Source organism: Candidatus Merdisoma sp. JLR.KK006, from assembly GCF_036941035.1.
GTDB lineage: Bacteria > Bacillota > Clostridia > Lachnospirales > Lachnospiraceae > Laedolimicola.
Genome location: NZ_JAYMNS010000005.1, coordinates 138,085 through 154,894, shown reverse-complemented (window position 1 = coordinate 154,894; position 16,810 = coordinate 138,085). Strand labels below are relative to the sequence as shown.

Annotated in this window: 19 protein-coding genes and 3 pseudogenes; 16 read left to right on the top strand and 6 right to left on the bottom strand. The window is 45.7% G+C overall.

Features of this window, described 5'->3' with window-relative positions:
* Positions 1-166: 166 nt before the first annotated feature.
* The 4 genes and pseudogenes from VSQ61_RS22915 to VSQ61_RS06290 all read left to right on the top strand — a co-directional run.
* Positions 167-265 (top strand): annotated as a pseudogene (locus VSQ61_RS22915) (recombinase family protein); the annotation flags it as partial.
* Between the two features lie 166 nt (positions 266-431).
* Entirely contained in the window at positions 432-1,100 is a 669-nt protein-coding gene (locus tag VSQ61_RS06300) for a response regulator transcription factor (RefSeq protein WP_334343596.1), read from the top strand.
* On the top strand, positions 1,097-2,107 hold the full coding sequence (locus VSQ61_RS06295; protein WP_334343595.1) for a sensor histidine kinase: 1,011 nt from the start codon (positions 1,097-1,099) through the stop codon (positions 2,105-2,107). Before VSQ61_RS06300 ends, VSQ61_RS06295 begins: the two co-directional genes overlap by 4 nt.
* A 79-nt stretch (positions 2,108-2,186) precedes the next feature.
* Positions 2,187-2,945, top strand: coding sequence for an ABC transporter ATP-binding protein (locus VSQ61_RS06290; protein ID WP_334343594.1), 759 nt, complete (start codon positions 2,187-2,189; stop codon positions 2,943-2,945).
* On the opposite strand, the gene VSQ61_RS06285 is transcribed toward VSQ61_RS06290, so the two are convergent.
* A complete protein-coding gene (locus tag VSQ61_RS06285) occupies positions 2,929-3,066 on the bottom strand; it encodes a hypothetical protein (protein WP_334343668.1) in 138 nt (45 codons plus the stop codon). The genes VSQ61_RS06290 and VSQ61_RS06285 overlap by 17 nt on opposite strands.
* Here VSQ61_RS06285 and VSQ61_RS06280 point away from each other — a divergent pair.
* Positions 3,010-3,426, top strand: a pseudogene (locus VSQ61_RS06280) (FtsX-like permease family protein); the annotation flags it as partial. The gene VSQ61_RS06285 and the pseudogene VSQ61_RS06280 sit on opposite strands and share 57 nt — an antisense overlap.
* A gap of 162 nt (positions 3,427-3,588) precedes the next feature.
* Entirely contained in the window at positions 3,589-4,881 is a 1,293-nt protein-coding gene (locus tag VSQ61_RS06275) for a hypothetical protein (RefSeq protein ID WP_334343667.1), read from the top strand.
* A 554-nt stretch (positions 4,882-5,435) separates the two neighbouring features.
* On the opposite strand, the gene VSQ61_RS06270 is transcribed toward VSQ61_RS06275, so the two are convergent.
* A complete protein-coding gene (locus tag VSQ61_RS06270) occupies positions 5,436-5,636 on the bottom strand; it encodes a hypothetical protein (protein WP_334343593.1) in 201 nt (66 codons plus the stop codon).
* Between the two features lie 53 nt (positions 5,637-5,689).
* Positions 5,690-6,307, bottom strand: coding sequence for a transcriptional repressor LexA (gene lexA, locus VSQ61_RS06265; RefSeq protein WP_334343592.1), 618 nt, complete (start codon positions 6,305-6,307; stop codon positions 5,690-5,692).
* Positions 6,308-7,115: 808 nt separating this feature from the next.
* Between lexA and VSQ61_RS06260 the strand changes: the two genes are divergently transcribed.
* Positions 7,116-7,262, top strand: coding sequence for a hypothetical protein (locus tag VSQ61_RS06260; protein ID WP_334343591.1), 147 nt, complete (start codon positions 7,116-7,118; stop codon positions 7,260-7,262).
* Positions 7,263-7,776: 514 nt separating this feature from the next.
* Here the strand turns inward: VSQ61_RS06260 and VSQ61_RS06255 are convergent.
* Both VSQ61_RS06255 and VSQ61_RS06250 read right to left on the bottom strand, forming a co-directional pair.
* Positions 7,777-8,862, bottom strand: coding sequence for a DUF4179 domain-containing protein (locus VSQ61_RS06255; protein WP_334343590.1), 1,086 nt, complete (start codon positions 8,860-8,862; stop codon positions 7,777-7,779).
* Between the two features lie 85 nt (positions 8,863-8,947).
* On the bottom strand, positions 8,948-9,487 hold the full coding sequence (locus tag VSQ61_RS06250; RefSeq protein WP_334343589.1) for an RNA polymerase sigma factor: 540 nt from the start codon (positions 9,485-9,487) through the stop codon (positions 8,948-8,950).
* A 288-nt stretch (positions 9,488-9,775) separates the two neighbouring features.
* On the opposite strand from VSQ61_RS06250, the gene VSQ61_RS06245 reads away from it, so the two are divergent.
* The 3 genes from VSQ61_RS06245 to VSQ61_RS06235 all read left to right on the top strand — a co-directional run bounded on the left by VSQ61_RS06245 (position 9,776) and on the right by VSQ61_RS06235 (position 12,081).
* The gene (locus VSQ61_RS06245) at positions 9,776-10,606 is read left to right on the top strand and encodes a hypothetical protein (protein WP_334343588.1); all 831 of its coding nucleotides are present in this window, start codon (positions 9,776-9,778) and stop codon (positions 10,604-10,606) included.
* A gap of 24 nt (positions 10,607-10,630) precedes the next feature.
* Positions 10,631-10,990, top strand: a complete 360-nt coding sequence (locus VSQ61_RS06240; RefSeq protein WP_334343587.1) for a hypothetical protein — start codon at positions 10,631-10,633, stop codon at positions 10,988-10,990.
* A gap of 65 nt (positions 10,991-11,055) precedes the next feature.
* Complete coding sequence (locus tag VSQ61_RS06235) at positions 11,056-12,081, top strand: DUF3786 domain-containing protein (RefSeq protein WP_334343586.1); 1,026 nt, start codon at positions 11,056-11,058, stop codon at positions 12,079-12,081.
* A 38-nt stretch (positions 12,082-12,119) separates the two neighbouring features.
* Here the strand turns inward: VSQ61_RS06235 and VSQ61_RS06230 are convergent, their stop codons facing one another.
* Positions 12,120-13,154: a hypothetical protein gene (locus VSQ61_RS06230; RefSeq protein WP_334343585.1), complete on the bottom strand. Its 1,035-nt coding sequence runs from the start codon at positions 13,152-13,154 to the stop codon at positions 12,120-12,122.
* Positions 13,155-13,412: 258 nt separating this feature from the next.
* Between VSQ61_RS06230 and VSQ61_RS06225 the strand changes: the two genes are divergently transcribed.
* From VSQ61_RS06225 to VSQ61_RS06200, 6 genes and pseudogenes are all read left to right on the top strand, one after another.
* Positions 13,413-13,784: a zinc ribbon domain-containing protein gene (locus VSQ61_RS06225; RefSeq protein ID WP_334343584.1), complete on the top strand. Its 372-nt coding sequence runs from the start codon at positions 13,413-13,415 to the stop codon at positions 13,782-13,784.
* Between the two features lie 82 nt (positions 13,785-13,866).
* Positions 13,867-14,097 carry a purine biosynthesis protein PurH gene (locus tag VSQ61_RS06220; RefSeq protein ID WP_334343583.1) on the top strand — a complete coding sequence of 77 codons (231 nt, stop codon included), beginning with the start codon at positions 13,867-13,869 and terminating at the stop codon, positions 14,095-14,097.
* Positions 14,098-14,112: 15 nt separating this feature from the next.
* Positions 14,113-14,616, top strand: coding sequence for a DUF6985 domain-containing protein (locus VSQ61_RS06215; RefSeq protein WP_334343582.1), 504 nt, complete (start codon positions 14,113-14,115; stop codon positions 14,614-14,616).
* On the top strand, positions 14,585-14,839 hold the full coding sequence (locus tag VSQ61_RS06210; protein WP_334343581.1) for a hypothetical protein: 255 nt from the start codon (positions 14,585-14,587) through the stop codon (positions 14,837-14,839). Before VSQ61_RS06215 ends, VSQ61_RS06210 begins: the two co-directional genes overlap by 32 nt.
* A gap of 216 nt (positions 14,840-15,055) precedes the next feature.
* Positions 15,056-15,373 (top strand): annotated as a pseudogene (locus VSQ61_RS06205) (AAA family ATPase); the annotation flags it as partial.
* 194 nt (positions 15,374-15,567) lie between these two features.
* On the top strand, positions 15,568-16,797 hold the full coding sequence (locus tag VSQ61_RS06200; RefSeq protein ID WP_334343580.1) for a LysM peptidoglycan-binding domain-containing protein: 1,230 nt from the start codon (positions 15,568-15,570) through the stop codon (positions 16,795-16,797).
* The last annotated feature ends 13 nt before the right edge of the window (positions 16,798-16,810 follow it).

Below are 16,810 nucleotides of genomic sequence, written 5' to 3'. Positions count from 1 at the left end.
ATACGAAAATATAAGCCATGACATCCCTGATAAATACTCCTTAAGGGCAGGAAGACTTTGGCCGTTATAGGTGAAATATGCTCTAAATGACTTCTTAATCACAAGATTTTCTCATGGTTAGTGAAGAACTCATTTAGAGCATATTTCATGTAAGGAGGCAGACGCTATGACGAAAACCAAGATCACCCCGCTGTACGAGAGGCTCTCCCGTGATGAACTCCAAGGTGATAGTAATTCCATCAGCAACCAAGAAGAGATTTGTCAAGGATAATTTCTCCGAAAAAAATTTTAATACGCATCCGCATAGCACTCTAAAGCTGTTGTCAAGGGGAGAATGTGAGATTTTTTGATTTTCATGAGGACAACTGCGTCTGGACAAGTGCGCTCTGTTCGTGTTAGTATAGGGGAAACGACAGGGCGGTAGTGGTAATATGCAAAAAATAATGGTTATAGAGGACGATACCGCTATCCAGGAGGAATTGGCTCTGCTTCTGGAAAACGAAGGATATACGCCTCTGGTGGTTACAAATTTTACAGATATACTGGGGCAGGTGGTCTTGGAGCGCCCGGATTTGATTCTCTTGGATATTGGACTGCCAGGGCGGGATGGTTTTTCCTTATGCGCCGCTCTGCGGAAAGCTGTTTCTGCGCCGATTATTTTTGTCACCAGCCGAGATGCTGGTGTGGACGAGGTGCGGGCACTGAGCCTGGGTGGGGACGACTACATCACCAAGCCTTACAGCGTCCCTGTTCTGCTGGCCCGCATCAAGGCGGTTCTGCGCCGGAGCCTTGATGAGCCGGAACCGGCTGATGTTCTGGAGGCCGGAGAACTGCGTTTGAGCCTGACAAAAGGAGTTGTGTCGGCCAACAGAAAAACTGCGGAGTTGACCCGAAACGAACTACAAATACTGGCTTGTCTGATGGCACATACGGGGCAAATTGTTTCCAGAGCTGATCTGATTGATGCGTTATGGGATAATCAAATTTACATTGATGACAACACCCTCAGTGTTAATATGACCCGGCTGCGGGGTAAACTGGCGGAAATTGGCCTGCCTGATGCCATCAAGACCCGGCGTGGAATGGGGTATCAGCTATGACCTTGCGGGAATTTTTATCTGACCGGCTGGGCCGGATTGCCCTCCAACTGATTTGCACCGGATTGGCGGCACTGTTCCTTCTTGCCACAGGAACGCAATCAGGAATCCTTTTAGTTTTGCTGCTCACGCTTCTGATGGTTTTCGTGAGTGTGAATGCGTTCGATTTCTTTCAACAACGTGCCCGCTTGCTGGAATTAGAAAACATTTTGGAGGGCTTGGATCGGAAGTATTTATTTATGGAGTGTGTTCCACTTCCCAAAAATCTCTATGAGCGCCATCTCTTTGACCTGACCCGGCGGGCAGGCCGGGCTATGATGGGGGCGGTATCCGACGCGCAGGCTCAGCAGCGGGAGTATCGGGAGTATGTGGAACAATGGGTGCATGAAATCAAGGCTCCTATCACCGCTGCCCGGCTCATTTGCCGGGAACTGGATGGGGATACCCGCCGGAAGCTGACTGCGGAGCTGGCGCAAATCGAGGCCCATGTAGAGCGGGCCTTGTTTTACGCTCGCGCGGAGAACCCGGAACAAGATTGCCTGCTTAGACAGATAGACTTGGGAAAAATCGCTACGCAGGCGATTGAAAATCATCGTTCTCTGTTGATTCAAAGCGGTGTTCAGGTGGTAACGGAGGAATTGGATTGTACCGTCTATACCGATGAAAAGTGGGCAGTGTTCATCCTGGGCCAACTGCTCCAAAATGCCGCCCGTTACCGGGGGACAGCACCGGTCATCACACTTTCCGCAAAGCCGCTGGGGAAACAGACTCAGCTCATTGTTCACGATAATGGCATTGGAATTCCCGTCCATGAACTGCCCCGGATATTTGACAGGGGCTTCACTGGCACAAACGGACGAAGCCGGGGTAATTCTACCGGCATGGGACTGTATCTCTGCAAAAAACTGGCGGGGTTCCTGAATCTGGGACTGGCGGCCGCCTCCGTGGAGGGAAAAGGGACCACCGTGACCCTGACCTTCCCGGCGAAGGAGAACCTTACAAAATTGTAAGGAAAATCAATATGACTTCGATACAACGGCCTTCGCTTTTGGTGTACCATAGAGCCACAAGCAAAGGAGGCAAACCGCCATGTTACAAGTACAAAATATCGAAAAATATTATGGGAGCAAAAACAATGTCACCAAGGCCCTGGACCGGGTGAGCTTCAACGTGGAGGCCGGGGAGTTTCTGGCAATCATGGGGGCGTCCGGTTCGGGCAAGACCACCCTGCTCAACTGCATCTCCACCATCGACACCATCAGCGCCGGGAGTATCCTGCTGGACGGTGTGAGTATTGCCGATCTGTCCGAGGAAGAATTGGCAAAATTCCGTAGGGAACAGTTGGGCTTTGTGTTCCAAGACTTCAATCTGCTGGATACTTTAACGGTTGAGGAAAACATCGGACTGGCCCTCTCGCTGAACCATACTGACCCCAAAACGGTACAAGAGCGGGTGCGGGATGTTGCCCAAAAGCTGGGGATCACTGACATCCTGCCCAAGTTTCCCTATCAGGTTTCCGGCGGACAGAAGCAGCGGACCGCCTGCGCCCGAGCAATGGTTGCGGGACAATCCCTGCTCCTGGCTGACGAACCCACCGGGGCGCTGGACTCCAAGGCATCCAAGAATCTGTTGGAGATCATGACCACCATGAACCAGGACATGGGCGCTACCATTCTCATGGTCACTCACGATGCTTACAGTGCCAGCTATGCCAAACGGGTGTTGTTCCTCAAGGATGGCCGGGTGTTCAACGAACTGCTCCGGGGGGACCGGGGCAGGCCGGTGTTCTATCACGAAATTCTGGACGTGCTGGCTGCGCTGGGGGGTGATGTCAGTGACGTACTCTAAGCTCTCCCTGCGCAACGCCAGGCGGCAGGCGCAGGACTATATGGTCTACTTCGTCACAGTCGTTATGGCGGCGGCGCTGTTGTATGCTTTCAATGGGCTGATATTCTCTCAGGAGATCCATACTCTTTCCAGAAGCCTCTCCAACTTCCGACTTATGCTTGTCCTGGCCAGCATTGTGGTAGTGTGCGTCTTCGGCTGGCTGGTGAGCTACGCCACAGGATTTATGCTCTCCCGCCGGGGACGGGAATTGGGAACCTATCTGCTTATCGGATTGACAAACAAGCAGGTGGCCCGACTGTTCTTCCTGGAAAACTTAGCCATTGGCGGTTGTGCCCTGGTGCTGGGGACTGTCCTGGGCAGCCTTTTCTATCAGATGCTGCGGGCTGTTCTGTTCGCACTGTTCGGCATGCCGTATCACTTCGTCCTGACCCTGTCCCTCCCGGCGGCGGGACTGACGGTCCTTTATTTTGCGCTGATTTACCTTTTCGCCCTAGACCGGGGCCGGAAACGCATCCGTAAAGCCAACATCCACGATTTGATTTATACCGACAGGGTGAATCAGGGGGCCGTTATCCAGACAGGCAGGAAGCAGCGGATGATGTTCGTCCTGTCCATCGTGCTGGGCATCATCGGAACTGCGTTGATGATAACGCCTGTACTGGCATTGGCAGTCATCGGGGGAGGGTGCGTGATTTTCGCCCTCTTCGGCTTCTTCCTCAGCTTCGCCTCTGGTGTACCGGACTTTTTCGACAAACGCCCTGCCCGGAAATATCAGGGACAGAACCTGCTGATTTTCCGTACCCTCACTGCAAAGCTGGCCACTATAGGAATCGTCATGGCAGTGATTTCCGTGATTTTCACGGCTACGATCATCTCTGAAGGAGCCGGACTGGTGTTCCGTGGGCTTTTCGAGAGCCGGGCGGCGGAGAGCGGCTGCTTTGACCTGTATCTCGGCAGTGAAGATGACACGCCGCTCAGCGAGGACTATTTTGACTACATCCGGGCGAGTATCCCCATGGAACAGTCCCTGCGCTACAATGTTTATCATACTGGAGACAGCCAGGTTCTGGATTATGTGGAAGAAAGCGGGGAGGATTACTTCCGCTACTATGAACAGGACCCGGTACTGCGGTACAGCGACTATGCGGCGCTGCGGGCCATCGCGGGCTATCCGCCGGTGGAACTGAAGCCTGGAGAATATCTGATTCACTGCTGGTCTTATCTGGGAGAATATCTTGCGGGCTTCCCCCAGCCCATTTCTGTGGGGGGCGCCCAGCTGACCCTTGGCGGGGTGCATACAGAACACTTGATGCAGGACTACAACGCAAGCAACGGGACACAATTCACCCTTGTGGTACCGGACAATGCGGCAGAGGGACTTCCGGTGCATCACTATGCCTATGCGGCGAAGACGGTCCAACCGGTGACCGAAGATCAGTTCTACGGCCTGTATTGGATTCATCATAGACTGGAGGAACAGGACCTGACCCGGAGCTATGACACCATCCGTGCCAAAGCAATGGAGGAGGCAGACGCGGCATCGTGGACAGCCCTCTCTGCGTTCCCTTTGTTTTACCTGGCACTGGCCCTCACCATAACTGCGGCGACCATCCTTACCATCCAACAGCTCAGTGAGACGGAGCGGTACAGACGGCAGTTTGCCCTGTTGCAAAAACTGGGCATGGCCCGGCAGGAGATGGGGCGGGCCCTTGGGCGGCAGTTCGCCATCTACTACGCCATGCCCGCCGTGCCGCCGGTGCTGATTGGGGTGCCGTTCATCCTCCACCTGGCCCACGCCCCGGAGCCGGGGGTGATGGTGGGAATGAGCAGTCCCAGGGTCATCGTGCTCATTTCGCTGGGGATTTTCTTTCTGATTTACGCAATCTATATTTTGCTGGCTTACACCAGCTTAAAAAGGAGTGTGTTGCCAAACTAATAGAAAGGGTCATGGGAAATTATATCTTATAACTCAAGTATAAACCTTTTCAATGTGCGACAACGGAGTATAATAACTACTTGGCAAGCAGTGTCTTTGTTCCCACAAAGACTCGAAACTGCGGTTCCCGGCGTTGCCGGAAACCGCAGTTTCTGCTTGTTAGGGTAGCACCCCAAACCCCTTTTTCAGCCCCGTGAACGGGGCTGGCTGTGCGTTCGTGAAACGAACGCTGTTGTTTCCTGCTCCGCACAGGAACAAGTGGGGCTTGCGCTCCCTGCAAACCGGAAAAGCGGCAGTCCTGCTCCTTGTCACCATCATCGGATAGCGGCAAGACTGGCGAGGGACTGTCTGGACAATTCCCATGTCCGGCGCATATTCCATGTTCCTGTTACGGTTAGTTGTGATGGTATATTTGACCACCACCAACAGTCGTAACACTTTTCAGCTTTTTGTTACGGTTAGAGCAAGTGTTCAATTTGGACACTTGATTTACCTGTAACGGTTTTACCGCATTGCGTTACGATTGAGGTAAGTGTTCAATTTGACCACTTAGCTTATCCGTAACGCTCTGGCGATACGCCCGCTGGCGGCAGGCATTGGAGCAGTAGACCGCATCCGACCGACCGCTTGGGTGTGAAGGTCTTTCCGCAGACCTTGCAGACCCGATTCTGGCGTTTTTCCAATCGCCGCTGCTTCAAATCCTTCTGATACCCCCGGTTCCCACACAGTGAAGTATTAAGGTATAAATGTGTCAAAATACAAACTTTCTGGTTCTGATTTAGGATATTCTACTCTTTTGCAGTGCACTTTATTGAAAAAAACGGATTACGCCAAATACCTTTCCAAGGATCTGGCAGTCCGGAACAATAATGGGATCCATGGAATCATTCTCTGGCTGAAGGCGAATGTGATCGGCTTCCTGGTAAAAGGTCTTCACAGTAGCGGAATCATCCACCAGAGCCACTACCATATCTCCATTATGGGCAGTCTGACGCTGTTCTACCAGAATTGTATCTCCATCAAAAATTCCGGCATTGATCATAGAATCCCCCTGCACCTTCAGCATAAAGCATTGTTCATTGGGCATAAACTCCATGGGAATGGGGAAGTAGGATTCTACATTCTCAACAGCCAGTATGGGCTGTCCTGCTGCCACTTTGCCTACTATGGGAACATTCACCACTTCCCGGCGTGCCAGATTGAAATTGTCGTCTATGATCTCAATTGCACGAGGCTTAGTGGGATCCCGGCGGATATAACCATTCTTCTCCAATGTCTCCAGATGGGAATGAACAGATGAAGTTGACTTCAAATCCACAGCTTCACAGATATCACGGACTGACGGCGGATAACCTTTATTTAAAATTTGTGACTTAATGTATTCTAAAATTTCTGACTGCTTCTTGGAAATCTTACCATAGGGCATATATCGCTTCCTCCTTTTTAAGTTGCCACCGGGCGGTACTAAAGGGTAAAGTCACTTCGGTACACACTTAATGAAAGAAACTTTCATTCGAAAGGGCACTCAGAAAGTTCCTCTCGTATGCTTTTGCAACTTTACCGATGTTCTCAGATTTTATGTACAACAAAGTATTATCAGCCTGCCTTGTATGACTGCAGGTCAGTAAAATCTTTTGTACAAGGTTGTTTTAAGTATAACATATGTTCGAAAGAAATGCAAACAAATGTTTTGAAAGTTTGTTCTGTAAAAAATTTACAGTTACTGTTCGGTCCCGGACAATCAGCAAAGGGATTGACCGGGACTGAACAGTAACTCTTATTAAGTTTTTTTGCAAAGTATGAAATGGAAACTGTGGTAAATTACAATGCCGGAGAGCAGACAGCAACTGTTTACACACAGGATAAATCTGTGATGCGGTTTATACAATCGAAGAGTGCAGGCTTATTCCCTTGACAGAGGAAATTGCAGATAAATATAGGGAAACTAATTAAATGCACTTATCCTTATGCAGCGGCTCTTGAGGAATCAAGGCCGCTGTTCTTTATCTTCTGTAGTAATGAAAGAATGGCTTGAGAAAAACGATTCTAACTATATTATAGCAGAAAGTAAAAATGATATTGTATTGCAGACAAAAAGATGTGCTGCAATGAAGGAGGAACTTTTTATTATAGTGCGTCTTTTTCATTATAGAAATTCGCAGTTTGGTATGGATAGATGATAAACCGGAACGTGGATTTTTTATTCAATGAGGGGGTTAGGGGGAATTTTTATCATGGACAGCTACAAGCCATACAATAACACACTCACTTCTTTAGAGCAGGAAAGGCTCAAAAAAATGTATGATGCGGCAGTGGGGGAAGATAAAAAAATTCTCGAACGTGTCCTGGGGAAATACGGTGCATATAAGCTGGAACTGTAGCTGAATGAAAAATTGAATACTGCAAATACATACAGGACGTGAGGAAATGGAGAACAATCCATTGAAGCGAAGGCATTGAGCGATAAAAACCTGACAAAATGCACAGCAGTTGTGCGGGGCGATGAAGCATATCCGTGATAATAATGCTTCTGAATTTTGGTTGAAATTCAGTCATATAATGACGGTGCAATCCTGATGTGGGCAGCGTAATGACCTGCCACTTGTATGTGATTTATCTGATTATGGAATGGGAGAAAGTGACAGGGAATTTGTAATTTTTTTTAGTGCATAAAGTGAGCAGACGTTGGGGGCGGATCTGTATTTGGCAGGAGCCAATCCGGAAAATTGGAATGGCGCCAGTAAATTTGGAAATGAAAACCATTTGCTTTAAAATGCAATAAGTACATGAAAGTGTAAGCGTCTATCGGCTTTATCCCAACAGACGCTTTCCCGCTTTAATCCTAATGCATGTAAGTATCATATAATGCACTTATAATTTCTAACTATTCTCCCCTTAATCCACAAGAATTTCCTTGGCAATGACAGCCCTGTCTGCAGCACTGCTGTTCATTCCCTCGCTCTCCATTTGCTGCCAGTCATCAAGATTGTCAAAGATGAAGATATGCAGAGTCTCTATTTCTTTTCTCTGAACGGCAAATCCGGCCCTGCCTGCCATTTCCGAATCAGAGTAAAGCATCTCCCCATCTTGATTAAATATGATAGTCTGGCAGGGTTCGTAGGACCATCCAAGGATCTCAAGCATTTCTGCATCTGTCATATCAGGATCTTTGGAAAGTAATTTTTCTCTTCTGTCATCTGTCAGTTCTCTCTGTTTACCCGGCGTTGTGGTGTGGACAATTACCTGATAGGGAGATATCACGACGTTGTTAAGCTCAATGCTGCCGTTTTTCTCGCCCACTTCAATCGTCTTTACATCCGTTTCATTTACTTCAAAGGGAAGAACTATATGCCAATTGCCGTCCGTCCAATGAGATGCGGATATTTCTTCACTGTCAAGCATCCTGTCATCATCATAACCAAGGCCGTTTATATTTAAACTCAGCTCACCGCTGCCCGAAGCTTTCTCTCCGAGATTCACTTTCAGCATACCGGCAAATGTATGGCTGTCGATTACCTCTCCCTCAAAGGTGTTTTGGAGCTGTTCAGATGAATTTCCAGCAACACTCCATGTTCCGTCTATATAAAATCCTGCGGCTGTTCGGTTATCTGCAACATTCACACCTGTATAATGCTCAGGAATATGAGTAAAATCTGCGCCTTCCGCTTCAATGTTAACCGTAAGGAATATGGAATATCCATCACAGTAGATCTCCGATGCAGTCAGTGTGATTCCTTTATCAGATACGGAATAGTCCGATGTATCCAAATTCCCTGCCTGATCCTCATTTGTTAAGACAGTTCCCTTATCCGCATAATCACCGGAATATGTGACATTATCCTCAACTTTCTCAAATATTTTTCCAATCAATGGAATCTTTGCTGCAAGCACCGGATTAACATAACCCAATCCGCCAATTCCAATAACGGCTGCTGCAATAGCTGCTGCCGCTGGTCTTCCTATTTTACTAAATTTTTTCATTTTGCCTTGCCTCCTTTTAAGTACCCGTATTTCTCTTTCATCAATTTCAGGAGCAAGGGCCTGCTTTAAGATTTGATCTAACTTTTTATCTGTCATATCCTATTGCCTCCAATTTTTCCTTTAACTGCTTCTTTGCTGTCCGCATCCGGCTCTTGACGGTTCCTTCCGGCAGTCCGAGAATCTCAGAAATCTCATTTATCTGCATATCCGCTGAATAATACAAATAGATTGGCAGCCTGTATTTTTCAGGCAGAGATGCAACTAATCCCTGAATCATTTCTATCTCATTTTGCTGCAATATAATATGTTCCGGTGAAGCTTCATTGTCATGATTGGAAACCTCATATCCCTCATCGGACATCTCATCCATACTGTCAATTGGAACCAGTCTCATCCTGTTTGCGTATTTTTTCTTCTTATTTTTCCAAAGATAAATTGAAGTGGATAAAGCATAACTCTTTGCATTCTGCCCGGAGTCCAGTCTTTTCTTTTTCTCCAGCAGTTTGAGCATAGTGTCCTGATACAGATCGTCTCCGCTTTCTGCGTCTTTGGCAGTCATTCGGCAAAATCGCAGAATATCCTTTCCAAACCTCAGGACAAACTGCTCGAATTCATCATTATTCATAGCAGCTATCCTCCTTCTTCTTTTAAGTCGACTTATAAAGATTTGCCCTTGTATAGATATATTGTCACGACACAGGAATAAAGTTTTCAAATTCTCAAAAAATTTTATCATTTTTATAACCAAATGAAAACTATGAGCGGAATCCGGCTTCTTTTTGCCTGCGCCTTTAACCGGATTGCTTGTGGAAATCCCCTCCCATTTTTCATAAAATTATGCTATAATATTTTCGGAAAAAAGAAGCCCCTTTCATAGAGCAGAAAGCAGGCAGCAAAAAGGAGAGAGATTATCATGGCAGCTATTATGAGCTATCTATATTCCATCCTTTGGAGTATCGTAGTTTTGGGAATAATCATTTATTTTGTCTTTGTGAAAAAGAGCAGGAACCGGAAAGCCGCAGAAACGGGAGAGGACAAAGAGCGTGTGAGACAGGCGGCAGAGCAGATGCTGGTGGGAGTGAACGATTATCAGCTGGCCTATGCCCACTGGGAAGAGCATGAATCCTATGGCCGCACGGTTAAGACTACCTATTTCCGCTATGGGGCGGCGTTTCAAGGGGAAACATTGTGGATCTTTCCTCTGCATATTGATAAGAGAAGCCGCCAGGTTCAGGCCGGCAATCCCATCACGCTTACATCCCGGAATCTGGGCAAGGTGACTGTTAAAACGAAGGAGAAAAACGGCGTCATCAGCCGGGTGGAGGCATGGCTGGGCGACAAACAGGGACATGCCATTGCCCAGCTATATGTGGATGCGGAGAATCTAAGGAAAAGCCGCTGGTTCCCGGTTAATATTCTGCAGCCGCAGGAGTGTGAAGCGTTTTCCCGGTTTATCACAGCTCTGGCGCAGCAGGTTGCCAGTGAGAATCCCGGTATTGATGCGGTGATAGCGGCCGAGGTCAATGAGGGCTATGGAGTGATAGGAGCAGGTCTTTCTATTGCAGGCGCAGTTGGTGCAATGGTATTTCCTCCATTTGGTGCGGTTCTGTGTCTGATTGGACTGATTTTGTCGATTGTAGGAAAGTCAAAGGGAGCCAAGAGTAAGAAATGTCTGATCATAAGCATCATTTGCATGGTGTGGGCCGTATTTTTTAACTACATGTATTTTACGATTATGTGGTAGAATCAGGAGACAGGAGGTTAAGCCATGTCAGTGTCACTTTATTATACGGCAAGCCGGACGCAGCCGATTACCTTACAGGAACAGAAAGCCTGCGATGAAATCGCCAGGCGTTATGATGCACAATATCCCTATGGAGAAATGTATGAGGGATTCTGCATTTATGATTTGGAAAAAGACAGACATGAAAGTGAAAAGGACGTTATTTTCAGCGGTGCTACAAAGTTACCGCCGGATGTTGATCAGGAGTTGTTTTTTGATATTATAAATTGGTGGCTGGAATGCCTGAGTGAAATCACTGACATGCTTCCCGGCGCCCAATGGCATGTGCATATTGATGATACGGTTCTGGAATGGGGAGAAGAGGATAGAGGGGCGCTTTTTTGAAAGAAGCATTTTGCTTTCCTCTATGGGAAAAGGGAGCTTTTTATATAAAATGGAGAGGGTGCGTTATGACAAAGAAAGAATTACGACACAAGCTGAATCTTGCAATATCTCAGGAGGAATGGGAGCGGCTTCAAAGGGGAGAGCTGCCCATCAGTGATTTTAATAACAGTACGCTTAAGGAAATGAAACAGGAAAGTACGGACGGGGATGAGAGCTTTGTTGATGAACAGCTTGCCAAAGAGCTTTCCCAAGTTCTAAAGGACTACCTTTCCCGGCATCTGCCGGATAAACCTTTGGCATGGAAATATATTATAATCAGCAGCATTTATCTTACTTACATTGCCGAACGCCCCATGCATCCCATGGAAAAGCTGGAGATCAAGGTGACGGAGGATAAAGAGGGCAGGATTTATGAATGTCCGAATAAATCTTCCAAAAGAGACACAAGCTGCCATTTCTGCGTGTGTAAGAAGCTGTCAAATTATGAAATTGCCAAACGAAAAACCCAAAAGCAGTTTTACCAATATAATCATGAGGAAATTGCCGGGAAGCTTCGGATTCCTTTGGAAAACGGCTATTTATATTTGAAATTTTTAAACAGGAGCTATCGGGTCCATTGTCAGACCGGCTGCGTGGAATGGTCAGAAAATGATTTTGCTGATGTAAAGGAAGCCGATTTTAATGAGGTTATGACCATTTATGATATTCTCTGCTATTCAAAAAAGGGTGCGGCTCCCTCAAATGAGTTTGCATTAATACAGCGGCTTTCCAGTGTGCAGAATGCCGCATCCTATGCCGGAGAGGGTTCTTTTAAAAAGGATGAAGCTTTCTTTGACGGGAAAGCGGAGCTGCTTGTACAGGCGTTGGAGAGGCTGAACGGGAAGCCATACGTAAAAGGTGACGTGAGCTTTCGGATTCCGGTGTTTCAGTCTCTGGACGTGATTTTTTCCTTTTGGAACTCGGACGAGGACTTCCCGGCACAGATCCAATTTTTGTGTGATAAGAATACGCTGCAATATATGCATTATGAAACCATATGGTATCTCATATCCCATATAATAGGGCGGATCAAAGAGATGTGTAACCCATAATACACAGATTTTCAATGGATTATGGGTTCCTTATGCACCTATTGACTATCCATCACATCCATCATATATACAATATTCAAAAGTTCTATGGCATACAGTCTAAGTCTGTTTTCTTTTAACAGAAGACATTGATTACTGTCTTCGGATATATGGTTCTCGATTGTATAGAATGCATGGATGAAAGAAACGTATTTGTTTGCATGTTCCGCATAGTCATGCCCAAATGTTTCTTCAATGGTAGTGGCTGTTTCATGAATAAGTGCTTCTAATTCATCGCTGTTCTTTTCGTTTATAGAATAAGGAATTAACGTTTCTTCAAAGTCGGAGCTGTATTCAATGCAAAAGGATTGGGGCGAAAAAGAATAGTTATTGTCATTGCCATTGCTTGCTGCCGCAGTATCTTCCGCAAAGGATACATTGCCTGATAATTCATATTCTTGAGACAATAATATAAAGGATGTCAGCTTGCATTTTTCTATCAGAAGATCTCCGGATATGGCTGTATACATGCTGCCCCCAATCATTGCATTAGGTCCATATAATTCACGGCTTTGATAAACTTCTTCCTGATAATACTCCTGCCAAAGACTGATTGCATTCTGTAATTGATCATAGTCGGTTTTACTTAGCAATGCCTTAAGTTCAGAACCGGTGAAGTCAATCTGTTGGTTCCATGCTTCACATTTCGCTAAAGCGGATTTCCAAAATTCCGGAGGAGCAGCTTCATAATCCATTACATAGTTCCGGTCAACTGGATTAAATGCAGCTTTTTCATAAAAATCATGATTCGTGGAAAGGAAGTATGCACTCTCGCTGGAATGATCCGGAATATTGGATGGTTCATCCGAGCTGTCCGGATTATGATTGTCGATTGATTGCGATGAATTATCCGGTATTTTATTGCTGGTTTCATACTTGCTGTTACTGTTATCAAAAGATTCATCTACGGGATCATCATTAGGTAAGCTCTGATCATATGTGACGTCTTCTTGTGGAATTTCATTTTTCCTGCATCCGCTAAGAGCAAGAAATAAGCTCAAAGTCATACAAAATAATAAAGATTTATTTTTCATTATAAGATTACCCTTTCAAAACATTCTTGACACCTTATTTATATCACAGTGAGAAAGACAATAAAATACTCAACGTATAAACGACACAGATTTTGCATAAACGACACAAATCAAATCCGAAAAGGGAGAAAAATTTTAATGAAATTTAATAAAATTGTGGGTGAGATTGTGGTAAAATAATCTTGTTATGGTGGTGGAATTTGTTGAAGTAATGAAATGTGCTGCTGGAATTGAAAATGAGTTTGGAGAATAGCAAAGATGTTTTTTATGATAGGAATTACCCAGGGAAGAAAAGCGTTTGAGCATGATCAGCTGGTTATCTGTGACCATTGCGGCTCTTATGGCAGATATCAGATGTTCATGACTTATATGTGCCTGTCCCTGTTCTTTATTCCATGCTTGAAATGGAACAGGCAGTATTATGTGAAGACGACATGCTGTAATACCATTTATTCTCTTGATCCGGAGCTTGGAAGACGGATTGCAAGGGGAGAAGCTGTAGAGATACTGCCGCAGAATCTCACACAGGTACAGGCGGGATACAAAAGCAGGATTAAGAGCTGTGATAACTGCGGATTTGAGACACAGGAGGACTTTGAATTCTGCCCGAAATGCGGGAAGAGATTTTAAAGTGAGTACATGGCAGATTAGAGCAGTAATGGGAAGCATTTTGTAAAGGATAAATGAATTTAAGCAGAAAGCAGGTTGAAAAATGGGATATTTGATTTCAGAGACAACAAAGGAAGAGCGTGAAAGGATCGTTGCGGAATCCTTGGGCAGCATGGATGCAAATTGTGATGGCTGTATGGCTGGCTTGGCGGATATGTATCAGGATTACATTGACGGCAAAAAAGAACTGCGACAGATCAATATGGAGTTCAACGCCAGATATGTAAAGGCTGATGATATGCCGGACAGACCTGGCTGCAGTTATGTGATGTAAAAGGAGAAAAGAGCATTGACAGATTTGATATTTGGCGAATTAAGTGAAGATGGTGATTATGGCTGGTTGGGGAAGCAGACACTTGACTTTGGAGAAACCTCCTATACCATAGAGCTTCTCATAACAAAAAGCAGCGAAGAAAGCGGAATTACGGAAAGGCAGAAAGAAGCGTTTCAGTGCTTTATGGAAAAATGGCCCAAACTGCAATCAAAACTCATTGAAGCATTGATTAAATACTATAACGAGGAAGAACGCTTTGCCTGGGGGCCTGATGATGAAGCGGAATTTGAAACATGGTGGCCGGAGATTGAGACAAGGGATGCACTTTTGCAGGCAGTAACGCCGGAGACTATGGTTATCCCATGGGATTTTACCATGGAAAAAGTTAAGGGAGGGCGGTATGTTTATTTGCTTTTCTCAAGGACATGGGGCGGTGAAGACTGGGACGATAATGGAATCGGTGTGGGATTTTTAAATGAGGAAATTGATGAGATCGCTTATAAGGATATTGCGTTTTGAACTAATATTAATTTGTATTTTGGTCATTGAGGGCTGTTCCGGCAGCAGTTCTAATTTGCTTATGCTTGGGGAACTTCCAAAAGCAGAAGATAGGGAAGAGATCGGCAATGAAATCCCCCAGTGGGTATGTGATGCTGATTGGAATCAACCATTATATGCAATATCTTCCTCAGATATAGAACCTTTTGATACCTATGCACAGGAAAAATATTTTAGACATTGACCATATGGAGCATAAAGAGGTTGCAATAGATGAGATTCCTGCCATGGAGATTCATGCTTGCGTAAATGCTATGGAAACCTTATGTTCCGAACGAACAGCGAATGTAGATGACTGGATTGTAATTTCTCCGCAATGATGTATAATAAAACAGAGAAACATAATAAAAATGTGATCAAAACCGCAAAAACCCCAATAAAAATGTGACGGAGAACATCTATGGAACGACTGATTCTGAATAAGCTGCTGGAATGGAAAGATTCGCCCTATCGCAAACCGCTGATTTTAAAGGGAGTACGCCAGGTAGGAAAAACCTGGCTTCTCAAAGAGTTCGGCAGACGTTATTATGAAAATACGGCCTACTTTAACTTCGATGAAAACGAGGAATATAAGCAGTTCTTTGAAACCACTAAGGATGTGGATCGCATTCTGCAGAATCTGATGCTGGCCGGCGGGCAGAAGATTGTGCCCCAAAAGACCCTTATCATCTTTGACGAGATACAGGATTGTCCCAAGGTTATCAATGCAATGAAGTATTCCCCTGTGAAGTGAAACTCCGTGTTCGTTTTTCTCTGGACAATTTAAAGCTGGATGATGATGTTCTGAATATTCCTTTGTTCATGGCTGACCAGACAGATCGGTTGATTGGGATAGCATTGGAGCAGAGAAATGCAACACAATCTTGAACTGTTAGGGTGCTGAACAGCTACAAGTACAAGCAGATATTTTATATGAATGATGAGAGAAACCGCATGAAAAAGAAGAAATTTTCTATTCCTGTTCCATGGAAAATTTATAGCTGCATAGGAATTCTGTTCTTGTGCATGGGATATTTGAATGGCTGCATCAGTCCTGTAAATAACGCAACAGCCAAGGAAAGCACAGCGGATGAGCGTCAGGATATCTATGCGGAGGATACTCGGTTAAAATTGACCGGCCACGAAACCTATGAGTATGACAAAGACAGCTCTTCCAATGGCAGCAGCTCCTATGAACGGATAAACAAAGTCTATGACGAGGAAGAGATTGCAGAGATTTCCCATGCATATTTTGACGAACAGAATCGTCTGCTCTATGTATTAGGATATTCGCCCAATATACTTGGCGACAGTTGGAGCTACTGTGAAGAAAATATCTACCAGCGGAATGATGAAAAAGGTACATGCAGATACATTTATTTTAAGTCAAACAGCATGCCCTATAGGGACGGCTACTATGTGGCGGCCCGGTATATGTTTGAGGTTTCCGATTATCAGTTCGATGAAAATGACAGACTGCAGCGGAGTCTGACTTACCGGCGTGATGTGGGCTCCGATCCCAACGGTTACAGTGAGGAGCTTTTTTTCAGCCGTGGATATGAGGCATATTATGACGGGGCGTATCTCATGGGAGAGCTGCAGTACTATGATTACTGGGGAACCAATGAAGTCGGTGCATGGGAGTACCGGCTCTATCAGTACGATGAACAGGGAAATCGTATTCTGGAAGTGGCTGTTACCGAAGACGAGATCACGCTCTATGCTTATGAATATCAGGAGGATGCAGGCCTGGTAGATGTGTATACGTATCTGGTCACAGAGGATTGGGAGCTGACCTGTGCCGATGGAAGCACCTGTTATTTCCGGCCCCGGTGGGAATCTCCCGCAATCAAAATAGTGGCGGAAGACGGGACCGTGGAAAAGGAGCTTTTTTATGGAAAAGCCATGGACTTAGGGCAGCAGCATTATCTGATTCCCGAAGAGGTGGAAAAGACGGTAGATGACCATATGTATACCGTGTGCCCAGGGGATTGTCTTTGGAAAATCGCATACAAAAGCTATGGGCATGGCGAATACTATGATCTAATCTACCGCATGAATTGGGAAATTATCGGCGGAGATGAAAATCTGCTTTTGCCGGGTACACGGTTATATGTACCTGAGGCAGGAAATGCACAGGATACAAACATAAGCGGTACGTAAGATTCACCCCTCC